The organism is Streptomyces sp. NPDC007088, assembly GCF_042869355.1.
Taxonomy (GTDB): Bacteria; Actinomycetota; Actinomycetes; order Streptomycetales; family Streptomycetaceae; genus Streptomyces.
In genome coordinates this window covers 82,486-100,703 of sequence record NZ_JBIAFO010000002.1, presented here as the reverse complement: position 1 = coordinate 100,703, position 18,218 = coordinate 82,486, and the positions used below count along the sequence as shown (strand labels likewise).

The window sequence follows — 18,218 nt, the reverse complement described above, 5'->3', positions numbered from 1 at the left end:
ACCCCTCCTGCCGACCCACGAGTTTGTGAGGTACGGCGGCCGCTCGTCCCGTACGGGCCACGGCCGCGGCCCACCCGTGGCGGGCCGGGGAGGTGGTGGGCGGAGGCGGAAGAACGGGGCGCCCGCCACCGTGTCCGGTGGCGGGCGCCGCGTCGTGCCGACGGAGGCGGGGTCAGACCGCCCCCACCACGTCCTTCTCCTCCGCGAAGTGGCAGGCCGATTCGTGGGCGGCGGGGGTGTCGGCCCCCGCGAAGCGGGCCGGGACGGCCAGGAGCGGTGTCTCGGTCGCGCACTTGTCCTCGGCCTTCCAGCAGCGGGTGCGGAAGCGGCAGCCGGAGGGCGGGTTGGCCGGGGAGGGCACGTCCCCGGAGAGCAGGATGCGTTCGCGGCTCTCGCGCGCCTCCGGGTCCGGCACCGGTACGGCGGACAGCAGCGCCTGCGTGTACGGGTGGGTGGGGTGCTCGTAGATCTGCTCGTCACTGCCGATCTCGGCCATCCGCCCCAGGTACATGACGCCGACCCGGTCGGAGATGTGCCGGACGATGGAGAGGTCGTGCGCGATGAAGACGTAGGAGAGGTCGAACTCGTCCTGGAGCCTCTCCATCAGGTTGATGACCTGGGCCTGCACCGACACGTCGAGCGCCGAGACCGGCTCGTCGCAGATGATGACCTCGGGGTTGAGCGCGAGTCCGCGGGCGATGCCGATGCGCTGGCGCTGGCCGCCGGAGAACTGGTGCGGGTAGCGGTTGATGTACTCGGGGTTGAGCCCGACGACGTCCAGCAGCTCCTGCACCCGCTTGCGGCGCGAGCCCTTCGGCGCCACCTCGGGGTGGATCTCGTAGGGCTCCCCGATGATGTCGCCGACCGTCATACGCGGGTTGAGCGAGGTGTACGGGTCCTGGAACACCATCTGGATGTTGCGGCGCACCGCCTTGAGCGCCCGGCCGGAGAGCTTGGTGATGTCCTGGCCCTTGAAGAAGACCTCACCGGCGGTGGCCTGCTCCAGGGTCATCAGAAGTTTGGCGACGGTCGACTTCCCGCAGCCGGACTCGCCGACGATGCCGAGGGTCTCGCCCTGGTGGAGGTCGAAGGAGACGCCGTCCACGGCCTTGACCGCGCCGACCTGCCGTTTGAAGAGGATGCCCTGGGTCAGCGGGAAGTGCTTGACGAGATCGCGTACCTGGAGGATCGGCTCGCCCCGGTCGACGGGCGCCTCGACGGCCGCGACCGCCTCCTCCTCGGTGACCGCCCCGACCGTCTCCACCTCGGTGACGTTCGGCGTGGTGTCCTGCGGCTCCGCGCCCTTGCCGAGGTCAGCCATGGATCGTCTCCTTCCAGAAGTGGCAGGCGCTGCCGCGGCCCGGCAGCTCGGTGCCGTCCCGTTCGGTGACGGGGTGCAGCGGGGGGACCTCGGTGCGGCAGATGTCCTGCGCCTTGGGGCAGCGCGGGTTGAAGGCGCAACCCGGTGGGATGCGGGTCAGGTTGGGCGGCAGGCCCTTGATCGCGTAGAGCTCCTGGCCCTTCTGGTCGAGCCGCGGGATCGAGTCGAGCAGCCCCCGGGTGTACGGGTGCGCGGGGCGCTTGTACAGCTCGTGCACGGGGGCGGTCTCCACGATCCGCCCCGCGTACATGACGGCGATCTTGTCGGCGACGTCGGCGACCACCCCGAGGTCGTGCGTGATGAGGATGAGCCCCATGTGGTACTCGCGCTGGAGTTCCGCGAGCAGATCCATGACCTGGGCCTGCACGGTCACGTCGAGCGCGGTGGTGGGCTCGTCCGCGATGATCAGGTCGGGTTCCAGGGCGAGCGCCATGGCGATCATGATGCGCTGGCGCATCCCGCCGGAGAACTGGTGCGGGTAGTCCCCGACCCGGGAGGCGGCGGCCGGGATGTTGACCCGTTCCATCAGTTCGACGGCCTTGGCCTTGGCGTCCTTGCGGGACGTGCCCCGGTGGACGCGGTACATCTCGCCGAGCTGCCAGCCGACGCTGAGCACCGGGTTGAGGGAGGACAGCGCGTCCTGGAAGATCATGGCGATCTTCTGGCCACGTATCCTCCGGCGTTGCTCGGCGGACATGGTGAGCATGTCCTGGCCGCGGAAGAGGATCTCGCCCCTGGGTATCCGGCCGGGCGGCATGTCGAGGATGCCCATGACGGCCTGGGCGGTCACGGACTTGCCCGAGCCGGACTCGCCGAGCACGGCGAGCGTCTCCCCGGCCGAGACCGAGTAGTTGACCCCGTTGACGGCCTTCGCGATGCCGTCCCTGGTGTGGAACTCGACGTGGAGGTCGCGGACTTCGAGCAGCGGTCCGGTGTGGTCGGCGTCCTGGCGCGGCTGCGGCAGGGCTGTGGCCTTCTTGGTGGTGACCATGTCGTACGCCCTCCTCTAGCGCAGTTTGGGGTCGAGGGCGTCGCGCACCGCGTCGCCGAGCATGATGAAGGCGAGCACCGTGACGCTCAGGAAGAGCGAGGGGAACAGCACCATGTGCGGGGAGCTCAGGAACCGCTGCTGGGCGTCGCTGATCATGAGTCCCCAGGAGATGTTCGGCGACTGCACCCCGATGCCGAGGTACGAGAGCGCCGCCTCGGCCGTGATGTAGACGCCGAGGTTGATGGTCGTGATGACGATGACCGGGGCGACCGCGTTGGGCAGGACGTGCCGCGTGGCGATCCGCCACGTGCCCGCGCCGAGGGCGCGGGCGGCCATGACGTAGTCGTTGTGCTTGTTGGCGAGGACCGTTCCGCGCATGATGCGGAAGACCTGCGGCCAGCCGAGGGCGGCGAGGATCAGGGCGACCGTCCAGACGTTCCCGGCCTGGAAGATCGAGGCGACGAGCAGACCGCCGAGCATGAGCGGCAGCGCGAAGAAGATCTCGGTGACGCGCGAGAGCACCGCGTCCAGCCAGCCGCCGCGCAGCCCCGCGACCATGCCGAGCAGCCCGCCGGCCAGGGTGGTGAGCACGCTGGTGACGACGCCGACGATGACCGAGTTGCGGGTGCCGTAGACGGTACGGGTGTAGATGTCGCAGCCGAGGGTGTCGAAACCGAACCAGTGCGCCCCGCTCGGCTTCTCGGCGGAGTCGGCGAGCTGGCAGAAGCCCTTCTCGAAGGGGCTGCGGTCCACGAACAGGCCGGGGAAGGCCGCCATCACGAGCAGGAAGAGGATCAGAAACGCCGAGATCACGAAGATCGGGTTGCGGATCAGGTCGTGCCGGGCGTCGGACCACATGCTCGCGACGCGTTCCGGCTTCGGTTCCCCCTTGTCCCCGGGCGAGGGGCTGGGCGGTATCGCGGCCGGTGCGGGCACCTTGTCGGTGGTGATGTCAGGCATAGCGAATCCTCGGGTCCAGCACGGCGTACAGCAGGTCGACGATGAGGTTGGCGGCGATGTAGACGAGGATCAGGCAGGTCACGATGCCGACCACGACGGGCTGTTCGCGCAGGTACACCGACTGGGCCAACTGGCCCCCGACACCGGGAATGTTGAACAACCGCTCGGTGATGATGGCGCCCCCCATGAGGGTTCCGAGGTCGGCCCCGAGGAAGGTGACGATCGGGATGAGCGCGTTGCGCATGGCGTGCCGGCCGATGACTCTGCCGCGGCGCAGCCCCTTGGCGGTGGCGGTGCGCACGTAGTCGGCGCGCAGCGTCTCCATGAGACTGGTCCGGGTGAGCCGGGTGACGTAGGCCATGGAGGCCGCGGCGAGCACGATGCCCGGCAGCAGGAGGCTGAGCGGCTTCTCCTCGTCGTAACTGATGGGCAGTACACCCCATTTGACGCCGAGGACGAGCTGGAGGATCGAGCCGAGCACGAATACCGGCACCGAGACCAGCACGAGGGTGCTGATGAGCACGATGTTGTCGAGGAACTTTCCCCGGCCGAGCGCGGAGGCGGCGCCGGCCAGGACGCCGACGACCGCTTCGATCGCGAAGGCGATGAGGCTCAGGCGCAGGGTCACCGGGAAGCGCTCGCCCATGATGTCGGCGACCGACCGGCCCGTGTAGGTCTCGCCGAAGTCGCCGGTCAGCAGCCCGCCCATGTAGTGCAGGTACTGCTGGTAGAGGGGCTGGTTGAGGTGGTACTGCTCGCGCAGGAGCGCGGAGATGTTGGGGTCGGCGCGCTTGTCGCCGGCGAGCATCTGGATGGGGTCGCCGGGAAGGGCGAAGACCAGGCAGAAGATGAGGAAGGTGGCGCCGAGCAGTACAGGGATCGCCTGCAGCAGCCGCCGTACGAGAAAACGACCCATGAGGTCTCCAGAGTCACGGATTCCGGCCCCGGGGCGGGGGCGGTGGACCCCGGGGCCGGTACTGGGGGGCGCGGCGGCCACGCGGCGCGGGGGCGCCGGAGGCAGAGCCTGCGGTCACCCCCACACCGGTCGCACGCCTTGACGGGAAAGCGTCAGGAAGGCGTGACGGACGTCCAGTCGACCTGGGCCATCGAGTCGATGGTGGCGCTCTTGATGTCCTTGCTCAGCCCGGCGTTGCGCGCGTAGAAGTAGATCGGCAGGTACGGCATCTCGCTGAGGATGACGTCGTCGGCCTTCTGGTAGAGGCTCAGCGCCTCCTCGGCGGAGGGCGCCTGGTCGGCCTGGTCCAGGTACTTCTCGACGTCCTTGTTGACGTAGCCCGAGTAGTTGGAGCCGTTCTCGATGGCTTCCTCGGAGAAGATCGGGCGCAGGTAGTTCTCGGCGGAGGGGTAGTCCATCGACCAGCCGAGGCGGAAGGCGCCCTTGTACTTCTTGTCGCCCAGTTCGTCGAGGATGGTGGCGAACTGCTCCTTGGGCTGGACGGTGACCTTGATGTCGAGGTTCTCCTCCAGCTGGTTGGCCACCGCCTCGATCCACGTCTTGTGGTCGCCGTCCGCGTTGTAGGCGAGGTTGAGCGTGTCGCCCGGCAGGCCCTTGGCGCTGTCGTACAGCTTCTTCGCCTCGGCCGGGTCGTAGGCGCACGCCGTGCAGGCGCCCTTGCGGTTGCCGGGGACCAGCGGGTTGATGAAGTCGTCGGCCGGGGTGGTCGCGCCGAGGAAGACCTTCTCGGTGATGGACTTCCGGTCGATGGCCATGGAGATCGCCTTGCGCGTGTCCGCGTCGGTGGCCTTGAGCGTCGAGTTGTCGAAACCGATGTAGGCCACGGCGGAGTCCACGCCGGTGATGTACCGGTCGCCCAGCTCCCTCTTGGCGGTGCCGAGGGCGGAGACCGGGAGGGTGTCCATGATGTCGACGGTGCCGCCCTGGAGGTCGCGGTAGGCGGTCTCCTGGTCGGTGTAGATCTTGAAGGTGACCCCACCGACCTTGATCTTGCCCGCGTCGGGGTGCTTGGCGTACTTGACCGTCTTGATCTGGACGTTGTGCTCGAACTTGCCGGACATCTTGAAGGGGCCGTTGCCGACCGGCGCGGTCTCGAAAGCCTTCGGGTCGTCGAAGAACACCTTGGGCAGGGCGTAGAAGGCGTTGAAGCCGAGGAGCGTCTTGAAGGCGCTGAAGGGGGCGTCGAGCGTCACCTTGAACGTGGACTCGTCAACGACCTGGAGCCCCTTGAGCTTGTCGGTCGCCGGCTTCTTCTTCTCACCCGGGTTGAGGTCCGCGTAGCCGCTGATCTTGGCGTACAGCGGGTTGGTCTCCTGGGTGTTGTCCTGGTTGGCGCCGTAGTTCCAGGCGTTGACGTAGGACTCGGCGGTGACCTTCTCGCCGTTGTGGAAGGTGTAGCCCGGCTTGATCTTGATCGTCCAGACCTTGTTGTCCGTCGTCTCGATCGACTCGGCCATGTCCAGCTGTGTCTGGTTCTTCTCGTCGTAGCGCACGAGGCCGGTGAACAGGGCGTTCATGACCTCACTGCCCTCGGACTCGTAGGTGTTGGAGGGTATGAGCCCGTTCTGCGGCTCGCCCAGCTCCATCACGACCTGAGGGGCCGCCGCCTTCTTGTCCTTCTTGTCCCCGCTGTCGCCGTCGCCGTCGCCACCGCAGGCGGTCGCCGCGAGAGCCACCACGATTGCGCCCGCGACCCACTTGGCGCTTCTGGCACCACGCATGGGTTTCCTCCTCATGAGTCCACTTGTTCACTACAAGAGGGGGTACGAGTCACGTCGCCGACACCCCTGACGGCGAAGCTTCGAAGTACCCCAGTGTGCTCGTGAGTCGGCGCTTCCCCCAGCGCGTGACCCATTGACCCGAGCTCTACGCGCCAACTATTAGGCATGCGATGAGGGGCCACCACACCCTTTTGATCTCGGTTCGGTCACGCCGGTCTTAAACTTGTTCCAAAATCCGGACAAAAGGATGCCAGATAGATGGTCCCGAAACGGACTCGTTACACATCTATCGGTCATGTCGTTCCGCTATACGGATGCCCCGGAGGGAAAAACGGGTTGCGTGAGCGCGACTTGCCGCAATGACGCGCGCCGAGCCCGGATCCAGCCCTGGCTCCGGCCGGTTCCGGCAAGGGTCGACGCGCGTCGACCGGATTGCGCGGAAGCGTAGCGAACGGGTCGCCGTGCGCCAAGGTGAGGACCGGCCTCGTTCGACTCCTCGTCAGGTTCGTCGCGCAAGGCCGGTCCGCTGAACGGGACATGCCGCTTCCGGCCGGTGCCCCGGCCGGAAGCGGCATGTCCCACTGCCGCGACGGCGGCTCGGGTCAGCAGTACTTCTTCTGCACCAGGGCGCCGATGCTCTTGCCGCTGACCTTCTCTCCGCAGCGCACGGCGCCGTCCACGGATGCGCCGAAGGACTTGGCGGTGCCGTGCGCGACCGACAGCCACTTCGTGCCGCCGTCGCACTTGTAGCCCTGCCAGTAGCCGGACGCCTTGAGCCGGCCCAGATAGAAGAAGTAACGGCCCTTCTTCGTCAGTTCGTCGGTGACCGTGACGCTCTTACTGGTCGTCTTCCCCTTGGAACGCGTGTAGGTGCCCTCGACATGCGCGTCGAGGCTGGCCAGCACCTTGGCCACCGAGAAGCCCGCGTTGACCCCGCTCGTGATGGTGCGGTCCGAGGACAGCGTCTTGTCGTGGGCGAGCGTCTTGCTGATCGTGCGCTTGCCGCCCGAGTAGCCCTTCTCGTAGCCCTTCACCTTGTGGGTCAGAACGCGGCTGTGGCTCGTCTGCACCCACTTGACGCTGGTCGTACCCCGGTCGCAGATCGCGGGAGCAGCCGAGGCGGTACCCGCGGCGGGCGCGAGCACCAGGAGCGAACCGATGAGTCCCGCCACCGCCGTACCCGCCACCATTCTTCCGGACATACGCGTTTCCCCCTTGATTCGGCGCCGATGCCCTGTGCATGACGGCGCGTCCCCGTTCGTGTGATGTGCGCGAACACCGAGCAGTGAACCAAACGCGCCTGGGGAGACAACGCTTACCTGAGGAGAATTTGAGCAACCGGCCGGACACGGGCATGGCAGAAGGGCCGGTTCCGCGCCCGATGGCGTGGAACCGGCCCTTCTGCCGTGGCCCGAAGGCGCCCCGGATCAGCCGTGCTTGGCGCGCGAGGCGGCGCGGCCGCGGAGCTTCTGGTCGAGGACGACCTTGCGGATGCGGACCGTCTCCGGGGTGACCTCGACGCACTCGTCGTCGCGGCAGAACTCCAGGGACTGCTCCAGGGAGAGCTTGCGCGCGGGCACCACGTTCTCGGTGGTGTCGGCGGAAGCGGCACGCATGTTGGTGAGCTTCTTCTCCTTGGTGATGTTCACGTCCATGTCGTCGGCGCGCGAGTTCTCGCCGACGATCATGCCCTCGTACACCTCGGTGCCGGGCTCGGTGAAGATGACCCCGCGCTCCTGGAGGTTGACCATCGCGAAGGGGGTGACGACGCCCGAACGGTCCGCGACCAGCGAGCCGTTGTGGCGGGTGCGCAGCTCGCCGAACCACGGCTCGTGGCCCTCGAAGAGGGAGTGCGCGATGCCGGTGCCGCGGGTCTGGGTGAGGAACTCGGTGCGGAAGCCGATGAGTCCGCGCGAGGGCACGATCCACTCCATGCGGACCCAGCCGGAGCCGTGGTTCGTCATGGTCTCCATACGGCCCTTGCGGGTCGCCATGAGCTGGGTGATCGCGCCGAGGTGCTCCTCGGGGGAGTCGATCGTCATGCGCTCGATCGGCTCGTGGGTCTTGCCGTCGATCTGCTTGGTGACGACCTCGGGCTTGCCGACGGTCAGCTCGAAGCCCTCGCGGCGCATCTGCTCGACGAGGATGGCGAGCGCCAGCTCACCGCGGCCCTGCACCTCCCAGGCGTCGGGGCGCTCGGTGTCCAGGACGCGCAGCGAGACGTTACCGATCAGCTCGCGGTCGAGGCGGTCCTTGACCTGGCGGGCGGTGACCTTGTGGCCGCGGCCGCCCTTGCCGACCAGCGGCGAGGTGTTGGTGCCGATGGTCATCGAGATGGCCGGCTCGTCGACCGTGATGAGCGGCAGCGCGACCGGGTTCTCGGGGTCGGCCAGGGTCTCGCCGATCATGATGTCGGGGATGCCCGCGATGGCGCAGATGTCGCCGGGGCCGGCCTTGTCCGCGGGCTTGCGGGTGAGCGCCTCGGTCATGAGCAGCTCGGTGATGCGCACGTTGGACATCGTGCCGTCACGCTTGATCCACGTGACGGTCTGGCCCTTGCGCAGCTCGCCCTGCTCGACGCGGCACAGCGCGATACGGCCGAGGAAGTTGTCGGCGTCCAGGTTGGTGACGTGGGCCTGGAGCGGCGCCGCCTCGTCGTACTCGGGGGCGGGGACGGTCTCCAGGAGCGTCGTGAAGAACGGCTCCAGGCTGTCGCTGTCGGCGGGGACGGTGCCGTCCTCCGGCTTGGTGAGCGAGGCGACCCCGTCGCGCGCGCAGGCGTAGACGATGGGGAACTCGATCTGGTCCTCGTCGGCGTCGAGGTCGAGGAAGAGGTCGTAGGTCTCGTCGATGACCTCGGAGATCCGCGAGTCGGGGCGGTCCGTCTTGTTGATGCAGAGGATCACCGGCAGCCGCGCGTCGAGCGCCTTGCGCAGGACGAAACGGGTCTGGGGCAGCGGGCCCTCGGAGGCGTCGACCAGCAGGACCACCGCGTCCACCATCGACAGGCCGCGCTCGACCTCACCACCGAAGTCGGCGTGGCCGGGGGTGTCGATGATGTTGATGGTGATGACGTCTCCGCCATCCTTCGGGTGGTACTTGACGGCCGTGTTCTTGGCCAGGATCGTGATGCCCTTCTCACGCTCCAGGTCGTTCGAGTCCATCATGCGTTCGTCGAGGCTCTCCGCCGCGTGCGCGGCGAAGGAGCCGGCCTGCTTGAGCATGGCGTCGACGAGGGTCGTCTTGCCGTGGTCGACGTGGGCGACGATGGCTACGTTACGGATGTCGTGGCGCGTGGGCACTTGCGGCGCTTCTCCCGGATTCGTGGATGGCTGCGCGTCCGGTCCGGTACGCGCGCCCTGCCGGGCGGAACATGCCACGGCCTTACCCCATGGTACGGCGCCCGCGCCGTGGTGCTGGGCGCGGGCGCCGTCAAGGGGCCGGGCGGCCCGGACGCCACCGGGTTCGGGCCGGTCGGCGGCGTGCGGGCGGCGTCCGGGCCGGGTGCCTCAGGGGTTCTCGTAGTCCTTGTCGGCGTCGTAGCGCTCGGACTCGTCGTACTGGCTCAGGTGCTCGTACGTCTCGGTGTCCTCCGCGTCACCGGGCCCCGCGGTGTTCTTGGTGGTGGCCCTGTCCTCGCGGCGCGCGCTCTCGTCCGTCTTGTCCTGTTTCCCAGGGTTCCCGCCCGGCTCGGTGGTGCTCTTCCCGGGCCCGCCCGCCGGGGTGGGCGCGCCGGACGGGGCGGCGGGGGCGCCGCCGGCCGGGGACTTCCGCGCGCTGAAGCCGAGGTCCTGCCAGACGGGTGTCGTGAAGCCGAAGGCGCCGGCGTTGACCACGTCGGGGCGGGCGGCGACCAGCTCGGGGCGCTGGTAGAGGGGGACGGAGCCGGCCGCGGCCCAGATCCGGGCGTCGGCCTTGCGCATGAGGGCGTGCGCCTCCTTCTCGTCCAGGGTGCCGGCCGCCTGGTCGAGGAGCTGGTCGATGCGGTCGGTGCCGACCCGCGTGTAGTTCTGGTCGACGTTGAGGGAGCCGTCCGCCGCGGGGACCGGTTTGCCGTAGACGGGCCGGGCGTCGGTCGCGGGGAAGGCGGTGCCGGGCCAGGAGTAGAGGGCCATGTCGTACTCGCCGGAGGCGACGTGGTCCTTGAAGAACCCGGCCTCGGGGACCCGGGAGATGTCGGTGCGGATGCCGATCTTCTCCAGCATCCCGGCGATCTTCTCCCCCACCGAGCGCAGCGTCTCGGTCCCGGCGCCGGTGGGCAGGACGAAGCGGAGGGTGAGCTGCTTGCCGTCCTTGTCCAGCAGGCCGGGGGCGCGCTGGGCGCCGGCCGGGGGTGCCTGGGGGGCGGGGGTGCCCTTGGGCGCGTAGGCGCCCGCGGCCCCGGCGGCCTTGTTGAGGCCGGTGCCCTCGCCGAGGGCCGAGGCGACCTTCTCGTGCGCCGCGCCGCCCGCCTTCTCGGCGCCCTTGCGCTCCGTCTTCTTCTCGGCCTGCTTCTCCGCCTCGGCCTTCCTGGCCGGGGCCTCGCGGCCGGGCTTGCCGTCGTCCTCCGAGCCGTCGTCGCCCGTGGCGCTCGCGCCCGTCTCGGGGGTGCCGGAGGCGGAGGGGCTGCCGCTGGGCTCCGGGCTGCCGGTGGCCTCGGCGCCGCCCGCCGTGCCGCCGGCCGCGTGCCGGCCGCCCTCCGGCCTGGTCCAGCCGGCGTCGGCGAGCAGGGCCTGCGCCTCGACGGTGTCCTGGTCGCCGAGGGCGCCGCTGTTGTCCTGGTAGCCCTGCTGTCCGGCGAGCGCGAGGTGGCTGCCGACGGTCCTGGCGGGCAGGCCGAGCGGCTTGAGGACGAAGTCGGCGAGCGACTGCCGGTCGATGGCGCGGGCGACGGCGCGGCGGACCCGTTCGTCGGCGAGGGGGCCGCTCTCCCCGTTGAGGGCGAGCTGGGTGTAGGCCGGTTGCAGGGTCTTGCGGAGCCGGTACTTGCCCAGCGACTTCTGCTCGGCGGCGTACCGCGCGCGGGCCTTGTCGAGGGCGGCCCGGTTCCTCTGCTCGGCCTCGGCGGCCTTCGCCCCCGAGCCGTGTGCGACGGCCCAGGAGCGCAGGGCCTCGGCGGGGGTCCGGCCCGCGCCGGGTCCGTGGGCGAGGGGCCCGCTGCCGCCGCGGTCGCGCGCGGCCAGGGCGACGCGGCGGGCGTCCTCGGGCTGGATCTCGGCGAGGTCGACGGTGCCCGAGAGCAGGGCCTCGGTGCGGTCGGCCGGGCGGACCCGGAGCAGTTCGACCTTGTCGAGCTTGGCCCTGGCCCCCCACCAGCGCGGGTTGCGGGTGAGCGTGACCTCGCCCTCGTCCCGGTCGACCCCGGCGACCTGGAAGGGCCCGGCGGAGACGGCGAGCTTGTTGCGGGCGCCGTCGTTGAAGGTGTCCGGGGAGCCCATGACCTCGCGCGGGTAGAGCGGGGAGAAGAGCGCGCGCCAGTCGGCGTAGGGCTTGGCGAAGGTCACCAGGACGGTGAGGTCGTTCCTGCCGCGCTCGATCTTCTCGATGCGTTCGTAGCCGGCGTTCCGCGCGGTCCAGTACGCGCTGCTCTTCCCGCGCAGGGCCTGCCACTGGGCGACGAAGTCGGGGGCGCCGATCTCGCGGCCGTTGTTCCAGGTGGCCTTCGCGCTGAGGTGGTACTCGACGACCTGCCGGGGTTCGGTGCGGACGACCTCGGCGGAGTCCAGGAAGTCGGCGGAGCGTACGGGGCGGCCCTGCCGGTCGAGGGTGAACATCGACGGCAGGACGGCGGAGGCCACGCGCGAGGAGGTGGCGTCCGCGTCGGCCTGGAAGGTGTTGAGGGTCGCGGGTACGGAGTCGACCGCCCAGCGCAGCGTGGAGCCCTCACGGACCTGATCGCGGGCGGCCGGGCGGATGTCGGGCCCGGGGCCCGGCGCGGCGGGGGCCGCCCGGTCGGAGTCGCCGCCGCACGCGGCGAGTCCCGGCAGGACGAGTACGCCGGTCGCGAGGAACGCGACGGAGCGGAGTCGGGGGCCGCTGCACTTCATTGTCCTGGTACCTCCGGGCTTGCCGCCTGTCCGATTACTGGCTGATCACATGTATTGCCTGTTCCGTGCCTTTCGCCGGTGGGATCACCTGTATGGAGGCAGATGTCGCGGCGGATGGGGGGCCGGGGCGGTACGCGGCCCGGGACCGGGACGCGCCGGCGCCCCGTGCCCCTCCGAGGGGGAGGGGCACGGGGCGCCGGTACGGACGGGTGCGCTCAGCCGAGGAGCTTGAGGACCTCCTCGGTCGTGCCGGTCTCGCCGAGCCTCGGGAAGACGCGCTCGACGCTGTTGGCGTGGGACTCGGCGCTCATGTCGGTCACCGCGTCGGTCACGACGGTCACGTTGTAGCCGTACTCCTGGGCGAAGCGGGCGGTGGACTCGACGCCGATGCTGGTGGCGATGCCGGTGAGCACGACCTGGGTGATGCCGCGGCGGCGCAGCTGGGAGTCGAGGTCGGTGCCGTAGAAGGCGCCCCAGGTGTTCTTGGTGACGCGGATGTCCTCGTCCCGCGCCCCGAGTTCGGGGACGAGGTCGGCCCAGTCGGCGGGCGGCTGCTGGCCGCCGCCCTGGCCCTCGGTGCGGCCGGGGGCGCCGCCCGTGACGTTGACGAGGACGACGGGCAGCCCCTTGGCGCGGAAGGCCGAGGCGAGCTTCGCCGAGCGCTCGACGATCCCGGCGGCCGGGTGCGCGGTCGGCAGCCCGACGATGCCCTTCTGGAGGTCGACGACGATCAGCGCGGTACGCGGGTCGAGGGTGGTGGCGGTCATGGTGGTGGTGCTCCCTTGCGGATTCGTTCGGGGAATGGGACGGAACGGTGGGTGGACAGGGGGCCGGGCTCAGGCGCGGGCGCGCAGGGCCCGGTCGGTCAGGGTGAGGACGAGGAGGCCGGCGCCGAGTACGACGGACACCCCGGCCATGAGATGCATACCGGAGTCGTCGGCCTGCCGCCCGTAGGCGAGGGCGATGAGGCTGGAGGCGGTGATCGCGCCGATGTACTGCGCGGTCCGCTGGAGCCCCGCCGCCGAGCCGATCGACTCGGCGGGGGCGTGCTGCTGGACGGCGGCCTGGTTGCTCGTGCCGATGAAGCCCTGCGGGATGCCGAAGCAGGCGCCGACGAGCAGGAGGACGGCGAGCGGGGTGTCCCCCGAGACGAGCGCGAGCACGCCCGCGCCCGCCGTGAGCAGCACCGCGCCGGCCAGGAGCGGGGCGCGGATGCCGCGGGTGCGGGCCCCGGCCAGTGAGCAGACCAGCGCCGACAGCGACATCGGCAGCATGACCAGCCCGGTGGCCCCCGAGGAGAAACCGCGCGCCTCCTCCAGCCACTGGGTGTAGCCGTACATCACGCAGTAGATCTGGAGGTAGCTCAGCCCGTGCCGCAGGTAGGTGCGGGCGAGCGGGCCGTTACGGGCGATCATCCGCAGGTCGATGAAGGGGGCGGGGGTGCGCAGTTGCCAGGTCACGAGGGCCGCGGTGGCCGCCGCGAACGGGGCGAGCAGCCACCACACCGGGTCGGAGAGGTCGAGGAGGAAGAAGCACAGGAAGGTGAGGGCGGTCGCGAACAGCCCGATGCCGAGCGGGTCGATCGCGAGCTTCGGGGGCGCTCCGGCCGCACCGGCGGCACGCGGCGGGTCGGCGGGAATCCAGACGAGCGCGAAGGCGAGGGCGAGCAGGGCCATCGGGATGTTGACGGCGAAGATCGCCCGCCAGCCGAAGGCCCCGACCAGGACCCCGCCGAGGGTGGGCCCCACCGCCGTCGAGCCGATCCCGGCGAAGGAGAGCCGCGCGAGGACGGTACGGGGGGTGGGGCGCCCGAGCCGGCGGGACTCGTCGCGCAGGACGGACATGGCGGCGGGGTAGGCCGCCGACGTACCGATGCCGAGCAGCAGCCGGGACACGACGAGCCAGCCGAAGTCCGGGGCGAGGGTGCCGACGAGGCCGGAGGCGAGGACCACCAGCAGCCCGGCGAGGAAGACCCGGCGCGGGCCGATCACGTCGGCGAGCTTGCCGAGCACGGGCTGTCCCACGGCGCTCGCGAGGTAGAGCACGGAGATGAGCCAGGCCGTGTCGGCCGCGCCGATCCCGAAGTCGCGTCCGATCGCCACCAGGGCGGTGGAGATCATCGTGGTGTTGAGGGGGTTGAGCAACGAGCCGAGCAGCAGCGGGGTGGTCAGCCGGGCGCCGAACCCGGCCGGTCCGGGGCCGCCCGGGGCCGAGGTCCGGGCGGCCGAGGCGCCGGCCCGCGCGTCCGGGACGGGTATGTCCTCCTCCTGGCGGGTGCCGCTGGCGCCCCCGGCATTACCGGCGCCCCCGGCGTTCCCGCTCTCGCGGCGGCTCAACTCTCCTCCACCAGCCGCTCCATGAGGGCGACGGACTCGGCGAGGGTGCGCTGTTCGGCCTCCGTGAGGTGGTCGGTGAGCGCCTGGGTGAGCCAGCTGCGCTTGGAGGCGCGCACCTCGGCGAGCACGGCGCGGCCCCGCGCCGTCACGGAGACGACGAGCTGCCTGCCGTCACCGGGATCGGGCGCCCGCCCGACGAGCCCCTGTTCCTCCAGGTACCCGACGGTCCCGCGCATGGACTGGGGTCGTACGTACTCGGCACGGGCCAGGGCGGCGGTGGTCATGGGGCCGCTCCGGTCCAGGCGGGACAGGGCGGAGCGCTGCGTGGGGCTCAGCAGCAGGCCGGACGAGGAGGTGCGCAGGCGCCGCATCAGACGCCCCACGACGGCCGTCAGCTCGGCGGCCAGCTCCTTCTCGGAGACCGTGGCACCGGCCGTGGCACCGGCCGTGGAGGCGGCCCCGACGGGGGCATCGGATGTATCGGGCATGTATCTGACGGTACGGGTCGACAGGTTGCCTTGCAAACTCGCCGTGGGTGACGGGCGGAGGACGGAGGGTCGGGCCCGCCCCTCGGAAGCGGCCGGCGGACCGGCGAACAGGCCGGCGAGCGGGCAAGCGAAGACCCCCGCTCGTCCCTGTGGGGTGAGGACGTGGCGGGGGTCGGGGGCCGGGGCCCTTCGTGCGGTTCGCGAGTGCGCTCAGGGTGCCGGGGCGGCCGGTCGGCGCGAGGGCCGCCCGGTGCCGGGGCGCGTCGGTGGGCGTCTCAGTGGGCGAAGCCCCAGTCCAGCATCTTGGTGGCGTCGTCGAAGCGGCCCGTGTCGTCCCCGAGGATCGCGCCCACCAGGGTGCGGTTGTCCCGCTTCGCGGCGAAGACGACGCAGTACCCGTCCTCCGGGCCGCTGCCGGTCTTGATACCCAGGGCGCCGTCGTAGCTGCCCAGCAGCTCGTTGGTGTTGGTCCAGGTGTAGTACCGGGTGCGGCCGTTGGCCGCCGGGGCCTCGGCCTTGTACTGCGTGTCCTTCACGACGTCGGCGAACACCGGCTTCAGCATCGCGCGCTGGCCGAGCTTGGCCAGATCGCGGGCGGTGCTGCGGTTGTCGCCCTTCGAGATGCCGTCGAAGGAGTCGAAGTGCGTTCCCTTCAGGTTGAGTTGCTGCGCCTGGGCGTTCATCTGGCCGATGAAGTCGGCGATCCGCGCGTCCAGGGTGTCCCCGGAGCCGAAGCTGTCGGCCAGGGCCATCGCGGCGTCCGCGCCGGAGGGGAGCAGCATGGCGTGCAGCAGTTGCCTGGCGGTCAGCGTGTCGCCGGTCTGGAGGTCGGCGGTGCTGGCGCCCTCCTTCTGCACGTAGTCCCGGTACTCCTGCTTCACCGTGATCGACCGGTCCAGCCACTCCGGGTGGTTGAGCACCACCATGGCCGTCATGATCTTGGTGGTGCTGGCCATCGGCACGCTCTCGTCGGCCTTGGCCCCGCCCCACAGGTCGCGCTCCTGACTGCCGTCGCGGGCGTCCAGCAGGAAGGCGTGGTCGGCGTTGATCTGCGGCGCGGCCTGGTCCTTCGGGTCCTGGGCCTGCTGCGACGCGCCCTGGGCCGGGGCGGCGGGCGCGGTGGTGCGGGCGTCCGGTCCGCCGTTGTCGTCGGCGGAGGTGGAGGCCCCCGGGGTGGAGGCCCCCGGGGTGGCCGCCTCCGCGAGCCCGACGGCGCTGAACGGCAGCGCGGCCCCGACCAGGGCGACGGTGGCGAAACGGACTCCTGCGCGGTGGATCCGGTGGGGGCGGGCATGGGCACCCATAGGCGTCCCTCCTTCCGGCGGGAAACGCCGGTACGTAACGGAAACTAGGTTTACACCGAACCTACTTGCGTGACGAGAACCACTGTCAAGCCGGGTCTGTCGCAGCCACGTAACAGCGCTGACCAGTGTGGAGATGTTCTGGAGGTGACCGGTGGGGCCTGTGCTCCCGGTCGCGAGCGGCGTCCGCCCGACTCCCCTGCGTCACCGGGGCGTTGCCGGCCGCCCGCCCAAGGCAGACGGTCAACACGGTGTCGTACGTCCCGATATGCCGGGTCCGCGGGTCTGCCCGGTCGACCGGGTGACGGAGCCGGCGAACGGCGCGCCTCCCCCTGTGGTCTCCCGTCTCCCCTCCGGCTCACGGGGGCGACCGCGCGTCAGGTTCCGGTGACTCCGTCCACCGTCTCCCGCAGCAGGTCGAGGTGGCCGTTGTGCCTCGCCGTCTCCTCGATGAGGTGCAGGACGATCCACCGCAGCGTCACGTGCTGTCCGTCGCGCACCGGCCGCACGGCCTTCTCGTCGAGGTCCCGGGCGGCCACGAACTCCCGGTGGCGCGCGCTCTGCTCCTCGTACTGGCGCAGCAGGTCGGCGAGCGGGACGTCCAGGGCGATCCGCATCTCGCGGTCGGGGTCCTCGTCGGTCCACGGTCCCTCGTCCTCCTTGCCGAGGAACACGACCTCGAACCAGGAGTACTCGACCCAGTAGAGGTGGCTGATCAGTCCGCACATCGTCATGAGCGGCGAACCGGGCAGGGGCGCGGCGCGGGCGTCCTCGGCGGACACCCCGGCGCACTTCGCGCGGGCGGTGTCGCGGACGTAGTCCAGGAAGGTGGCGAGCGAGTCGCGTTCGCTCCAGCTCGGCGGCAGGTCGGTACGGGGGCGGGCGGCGGGCTGGGTGGGGAGGTCTGTCCCGGTGTCGGTCATGAGGCGCCACTCTGCGCGCCCCGGCCCGTCTTGTCGAGGTGATTAAGGCGTCGCTTCCTTTGGCTTGATCACTCGTTGGCCTGAGCACGACGAGCCTTCACATAGGCAGGCTTGTTGTCACCCCCGGCCCGATATTGCGTCGCCTGAGATGGTCGCCCGCTGGCAGGCTGCCCGCGTGGACCACGCGGAAGCACTGCTTATCGGAGGACGCGCCGGTGTCGGCAAAACAACGGTGGGGTGGGAGGTCTCGGCGCTGCTGCGCTCCGTGGCCGTCGCTCACGCGATCATCGACGGTGACTTCATGGGGCAGGCGCATCCCGCACCAGAGGGAGACCCGCACCGCGCGGAGCTCACCGAGAGCAATCTGACGGCCGTGTGGGCGAACTTCACCCAGCGTGGATACCGGCGTCTCGTCTACACGAACACCTTGAGCGTGCTGCCGGAGGCGGCGGGCATGTTCGAACGTGCCATGGGGGGTGGAGTACGGATCACACGAGTCCTGCTCACCGCCTCGGACGCCACTGCCCGCGAGCGGCTGGTGGGTCGGGAACGCGGCTCAGAGCTGGAACAGGAGCTGGAGGGAAGTGTCCGCAAGGCACGGCTCCTGGATCAGCGGGCCCCTGAAGACACCGTGCGGGTGGCGACGGACGGGCGGCTCATCGTCGACATCGCACGGAAGGTAGTGGCCGCCACCGGTTGGGCGACGACCATCTCCTCTCCGTGACAGAAGGGCTGCCGAACGAGTACGGGTGACAAGCCGAATGCTCGTGGGCGACGACCAGGCTGCCTCGTCCAGCTTCACCCGCCAGCTCAACGGGCTCCGCCGGTGACACCTTCCGCGCTCCGGCTCACGACCGCAGGGCTGCGGCCGGCGCGGGGCTGGCGATCGTCACCACCGGGTCGTCGAACGCACCATGTCCTGGCTCGCAGGTTGCGGATGAGGCTGGTCGCGATCGCCGTGAGAGCCAGGAAGAGTTCCGGCCTGCGCTTTGGCGGCGGTGCAGACGCCACCTACCGCATAATCGCCAACTGAAACGACGTCCAAGGGGCGTCACGCGGTGGAGTGTGGATCAACCGGCTGCCACGGCACCGCTCGATGGCCACGCGGTACGACA

The 18,218-nt window shown here is 70.4% G+C and carries 14 protein-coding genes; 1 reads left to right on the top strand and 13 read right to left on the bottom strand.

Features of this window, described 5'->3' with window-relative positions:
• Nucleotides 1-172 precede the first annotated feature (172 nt).
• The 13 genes from ACFYMP_RS03560 to ACFYMP_RS03500 form a co-directional block, all read right to left on the bottom strand.
• The gene (locus ACFYMP_RS03560) at nt 173-1,321 is read right to left on the bottom strand and encodes an ABC transporter ATP-binding protein (RefSeq protein ID WP_388849859.1); all 1,149 of its coding nucleotides are present in this window, start codon (nt 1,319-1,321) and stop codon (nt 173-175) included.
• Nucleotides 1,314-2,372: an ABC transporter ATP-binding protein gene (locus tag ACFYMP_RS03555; RefSeq protein ID WP_388849856.1), complete on the bottom strand. Its 1,059-nt coding sequence runs from the start codon at nt 2,370-2,372 to the stop codon at nt 1,314-1,316. Before ACFYMP_RS03555 ends, ACFYMP_RS03560 begins: the two co-directional genes overlap by 8 nt.
• 15 nt (nt 2,373-2,387) lie before the next feature.
• Nucleotides 2,388-3,332, bottom strand: coding sequence for an ABC transporter permease (locus ACFYMP_RS03550; protein WP_388849853.1), 945 nt, complete (start codon nt 3,330-3,332; stop codon nt 2,388-2,390).
• Nucleotides 3,325-4,248, bottom strand: a complete 924-nt coding sequence (locus ACFYMP_RS03545; protein WP_388849850.1) for an ABC transporter permease — start codon at nt 4,246-4,248, stop codon at nt 3,325-3,327. Before ACFYMP_RS03545 ends, ACFYMP_RS03550 begins: the two co-directional genes overlap by 8 nt.
• A gap of 152 nt (nt 4,249-4,400) precedes the next feature.
• Nucleotides 4,401-6,029 carry an ABC transporter substrate-binding protein gene (locus tag ACFYMP_RS03540; protein ID WP_388849847.1) on the bottom strand — a complete coding sequence of 543 codons (1,629 nt, stop codon included), beginning with the start codon at nt 6,027-6,029 and terminating at the stop codon, nt 4,401-4,403.
• A gap of 602 nt (nt 6,030-6,631) precedes the next feature.
• Complete coding sequence (locus ACFYMP_RS03535; RefSeq protein ID WP_388849844.1) at nt 6,632-7,231, bottom strand: hypothetical protein; 600 nt, start codon at nt 7,229-7,231, stop codon at nt 6,632-6,634.
• A 225-nt stretch (nt 7,232-7,456) separates the two neighbouring features.
• Nucleotides 7,457-9,331 carry a translational GTPase TypA gene (gene typA / locus ACFYMP_RS03530; RefSeq protein ID WP_388849841.1) on the bottom strand — a complete coding sequence of 625 codons (1,875 nt, stop codon included), beginning with the start codon at nt 9,329-9,331 and terminating at the stop codon, nt 7,457-7,459.
• A gap of 207 nt (nt 9,332-9,538) precedes the next feature.
• On the bottom strand, nt 9,539-12,055 hold the full coding sequence (locus ACFYMP_RS03525) for an ABC transporter family substrate-binding protein (protein WP_388849838.1): 2,517 nt from the start codon (nt 12,053-12,055) through the stop codon (nt 9,539-9,541).
• Between the two features lie 215 nt (nt 12,056-12,270).
• Nucleotides 12,271-12,822 carry an isochorismatase family protein gene (locus tag ACFYMP_RS03520; protein ID WP_388849835.1) on the bottom strand — a complete coding sequence of 184 codons (552 nt, stop codon included), beginning with the start codon at nt 12,820-12,822 and terminating at the stop codon, nt 12,271-12,273.
• 69 nt (nt 12,823-12,891) lie between these two features.
• Nucleotides 12,892-14,313 carry an MFS transporter gene (locus ACFYMP_RS03515; RefSeq protein ID WP_388850965.1) on the bottom strand — a complete coding sequence of 474 codons (1,422 nt, stop codon included), beginning with the start codon at nt 14,311-14,313 and terminating at the stop codon, nt 12,892-12,894.
• A gap of 74 nt (nt 14,314-14,387) precedes the next feature.
• Nucleotides 14,388-14,879: a MarR family winged helix-turn-helix transcriptional regulator gene (locus ACFYMP_RS03510; RefSeq protein WP_388849832.1), complete on the bottom strand. Its 492-nt coding sequence runs from the start codon at nt 14,877-14,879 to the stop codon at nt 14,388-14,390.
• 275 nt (nt 14,880-15,154) lie between these two features.
• Nucleotides 15,155-16,183 (bottom strand): D-alanyl-D-alanine carboxypeptidase family protein, encoded by a 1,029-nt coding sequence (locus ACFYMP_RS03505; protein WP_388849829.1) that lies wholly within the window; start codon nt 16,181-16,183, stop codon nt 15,155-15,157.
• A gap of 374 nt (nt 16,184-16,557) precedes the next feature.
• Nucleotides 16,558-17,103, bottom strand: a complete 546-nt coding sequence (locus ACFYMP_RS03500) for a DinB family protein (protein WP_388849826.1) — start codon at nt 17,101-17,103, stop codon at nt 16,558-16,560.
• A 175-nt stretch (nt 17,104-17,278) separates the two neighbouring features.
• Here ACFYMP_RS03500 and ACFYMP_RS03495 point away from each other — a divergent pair, with 175 nt between their 5' ends.
• Entirely contained in the window at nt 17,279-17,827 is a 549-nt protein-coding gene (locus tag ACFYMP_RS03495; RefSeq protein ID WP_388849823.1) for an AAA family ATPase, read from the top strand.
• Nucleotides 17,828-18,218: the final 391 nt, after the last annotated feature.

Excerpts from the sequence above, each read along its gene's own strand:
- ACFYMP_RS03560 (WP_388849859.1), bottom strand. The coding sequence starts at position 1,321 with ATGGCTGACCTCGGCAAGGGCGCGGAGCCGCAGGACACCACGCCGAAC.
- ACFYMP_RS03555 (WP_388849856.1), bottom strand. The coding sequence starts at position 2,372 with ATGGTCACCACCAAGAAGGCCACAGCCCTGCCGCAGCCGCGCCAGGAC.
- ACFYMP_RS03550 (WP_388849853.1), bottom strand. The coding sequence starts at position 3,332 with ATGCCTGACATCACCACCGACAAGGTGCCCGCACCGGCCGCGATACCG.
- ACFYMP_RS03545 (WP_388849850.1), bottom strand. The coding sequence starts at position 4,248 with ATGGGTCGTTTTCTCGTACGGCGGCTGCTGCAGGCGATCCCTGTACTG.
- ACFYMP_RS03540 (WP_388849847.1), bottom strand. The coding sequence starts at position 6,029 with ATGCGTGGTGCCAGAAGCGCCAAGTGGGTCGCGGGCGCAATCGTGGTG.
- ACFYMP_RS03535 (WP_388849844.1), bottom strand. The coding sequence starts at position 7,231 with ATGTCCGGAAGAATGGTGGCGGGTACGGCGGTGGCGGGACTCATCGGT.
- ACFYMP_RS03525 (WP_388849838.1), bottom strand. The coding sequence starts at position 12,055 with ATGAAGTGCAGCGGCCCCCGACTCCGCTCCGTCGCGTTCCTCGCGACC.
- ACFYMP_RS03520 (WP_388849835.1), bottom strand. The coding sequence starts at position 12,822 with ATGACCGCCACCACCCTCGACCCGCGTACCGCGCTGATCGTCGTCGAC.
- ACFYMP_RS03510 (WP_388849832.1), bottom strand. The coding sequence starts at position 14,879 with ATGCCCGATACATCCGATGCCCCCGTCGGGGCCGCCTCCACGGCCGGT.
- ACFYMP_RS03505 (WP_388849829.1), bottom strand. The coding sequence starts at position 16,183 with ATGGGTGCCCATGCCCGCCCCCACCGGATCCACCGCGCAGGAGTCCGT.
- ACFYMP_RS03500 (WP_388849826.1), bottom strand. The coding sequence starts at position 17,103 with ATGACCGACACCGGGACAGACCTCCCCACCCAGCCCGCCGCCCGCCCC.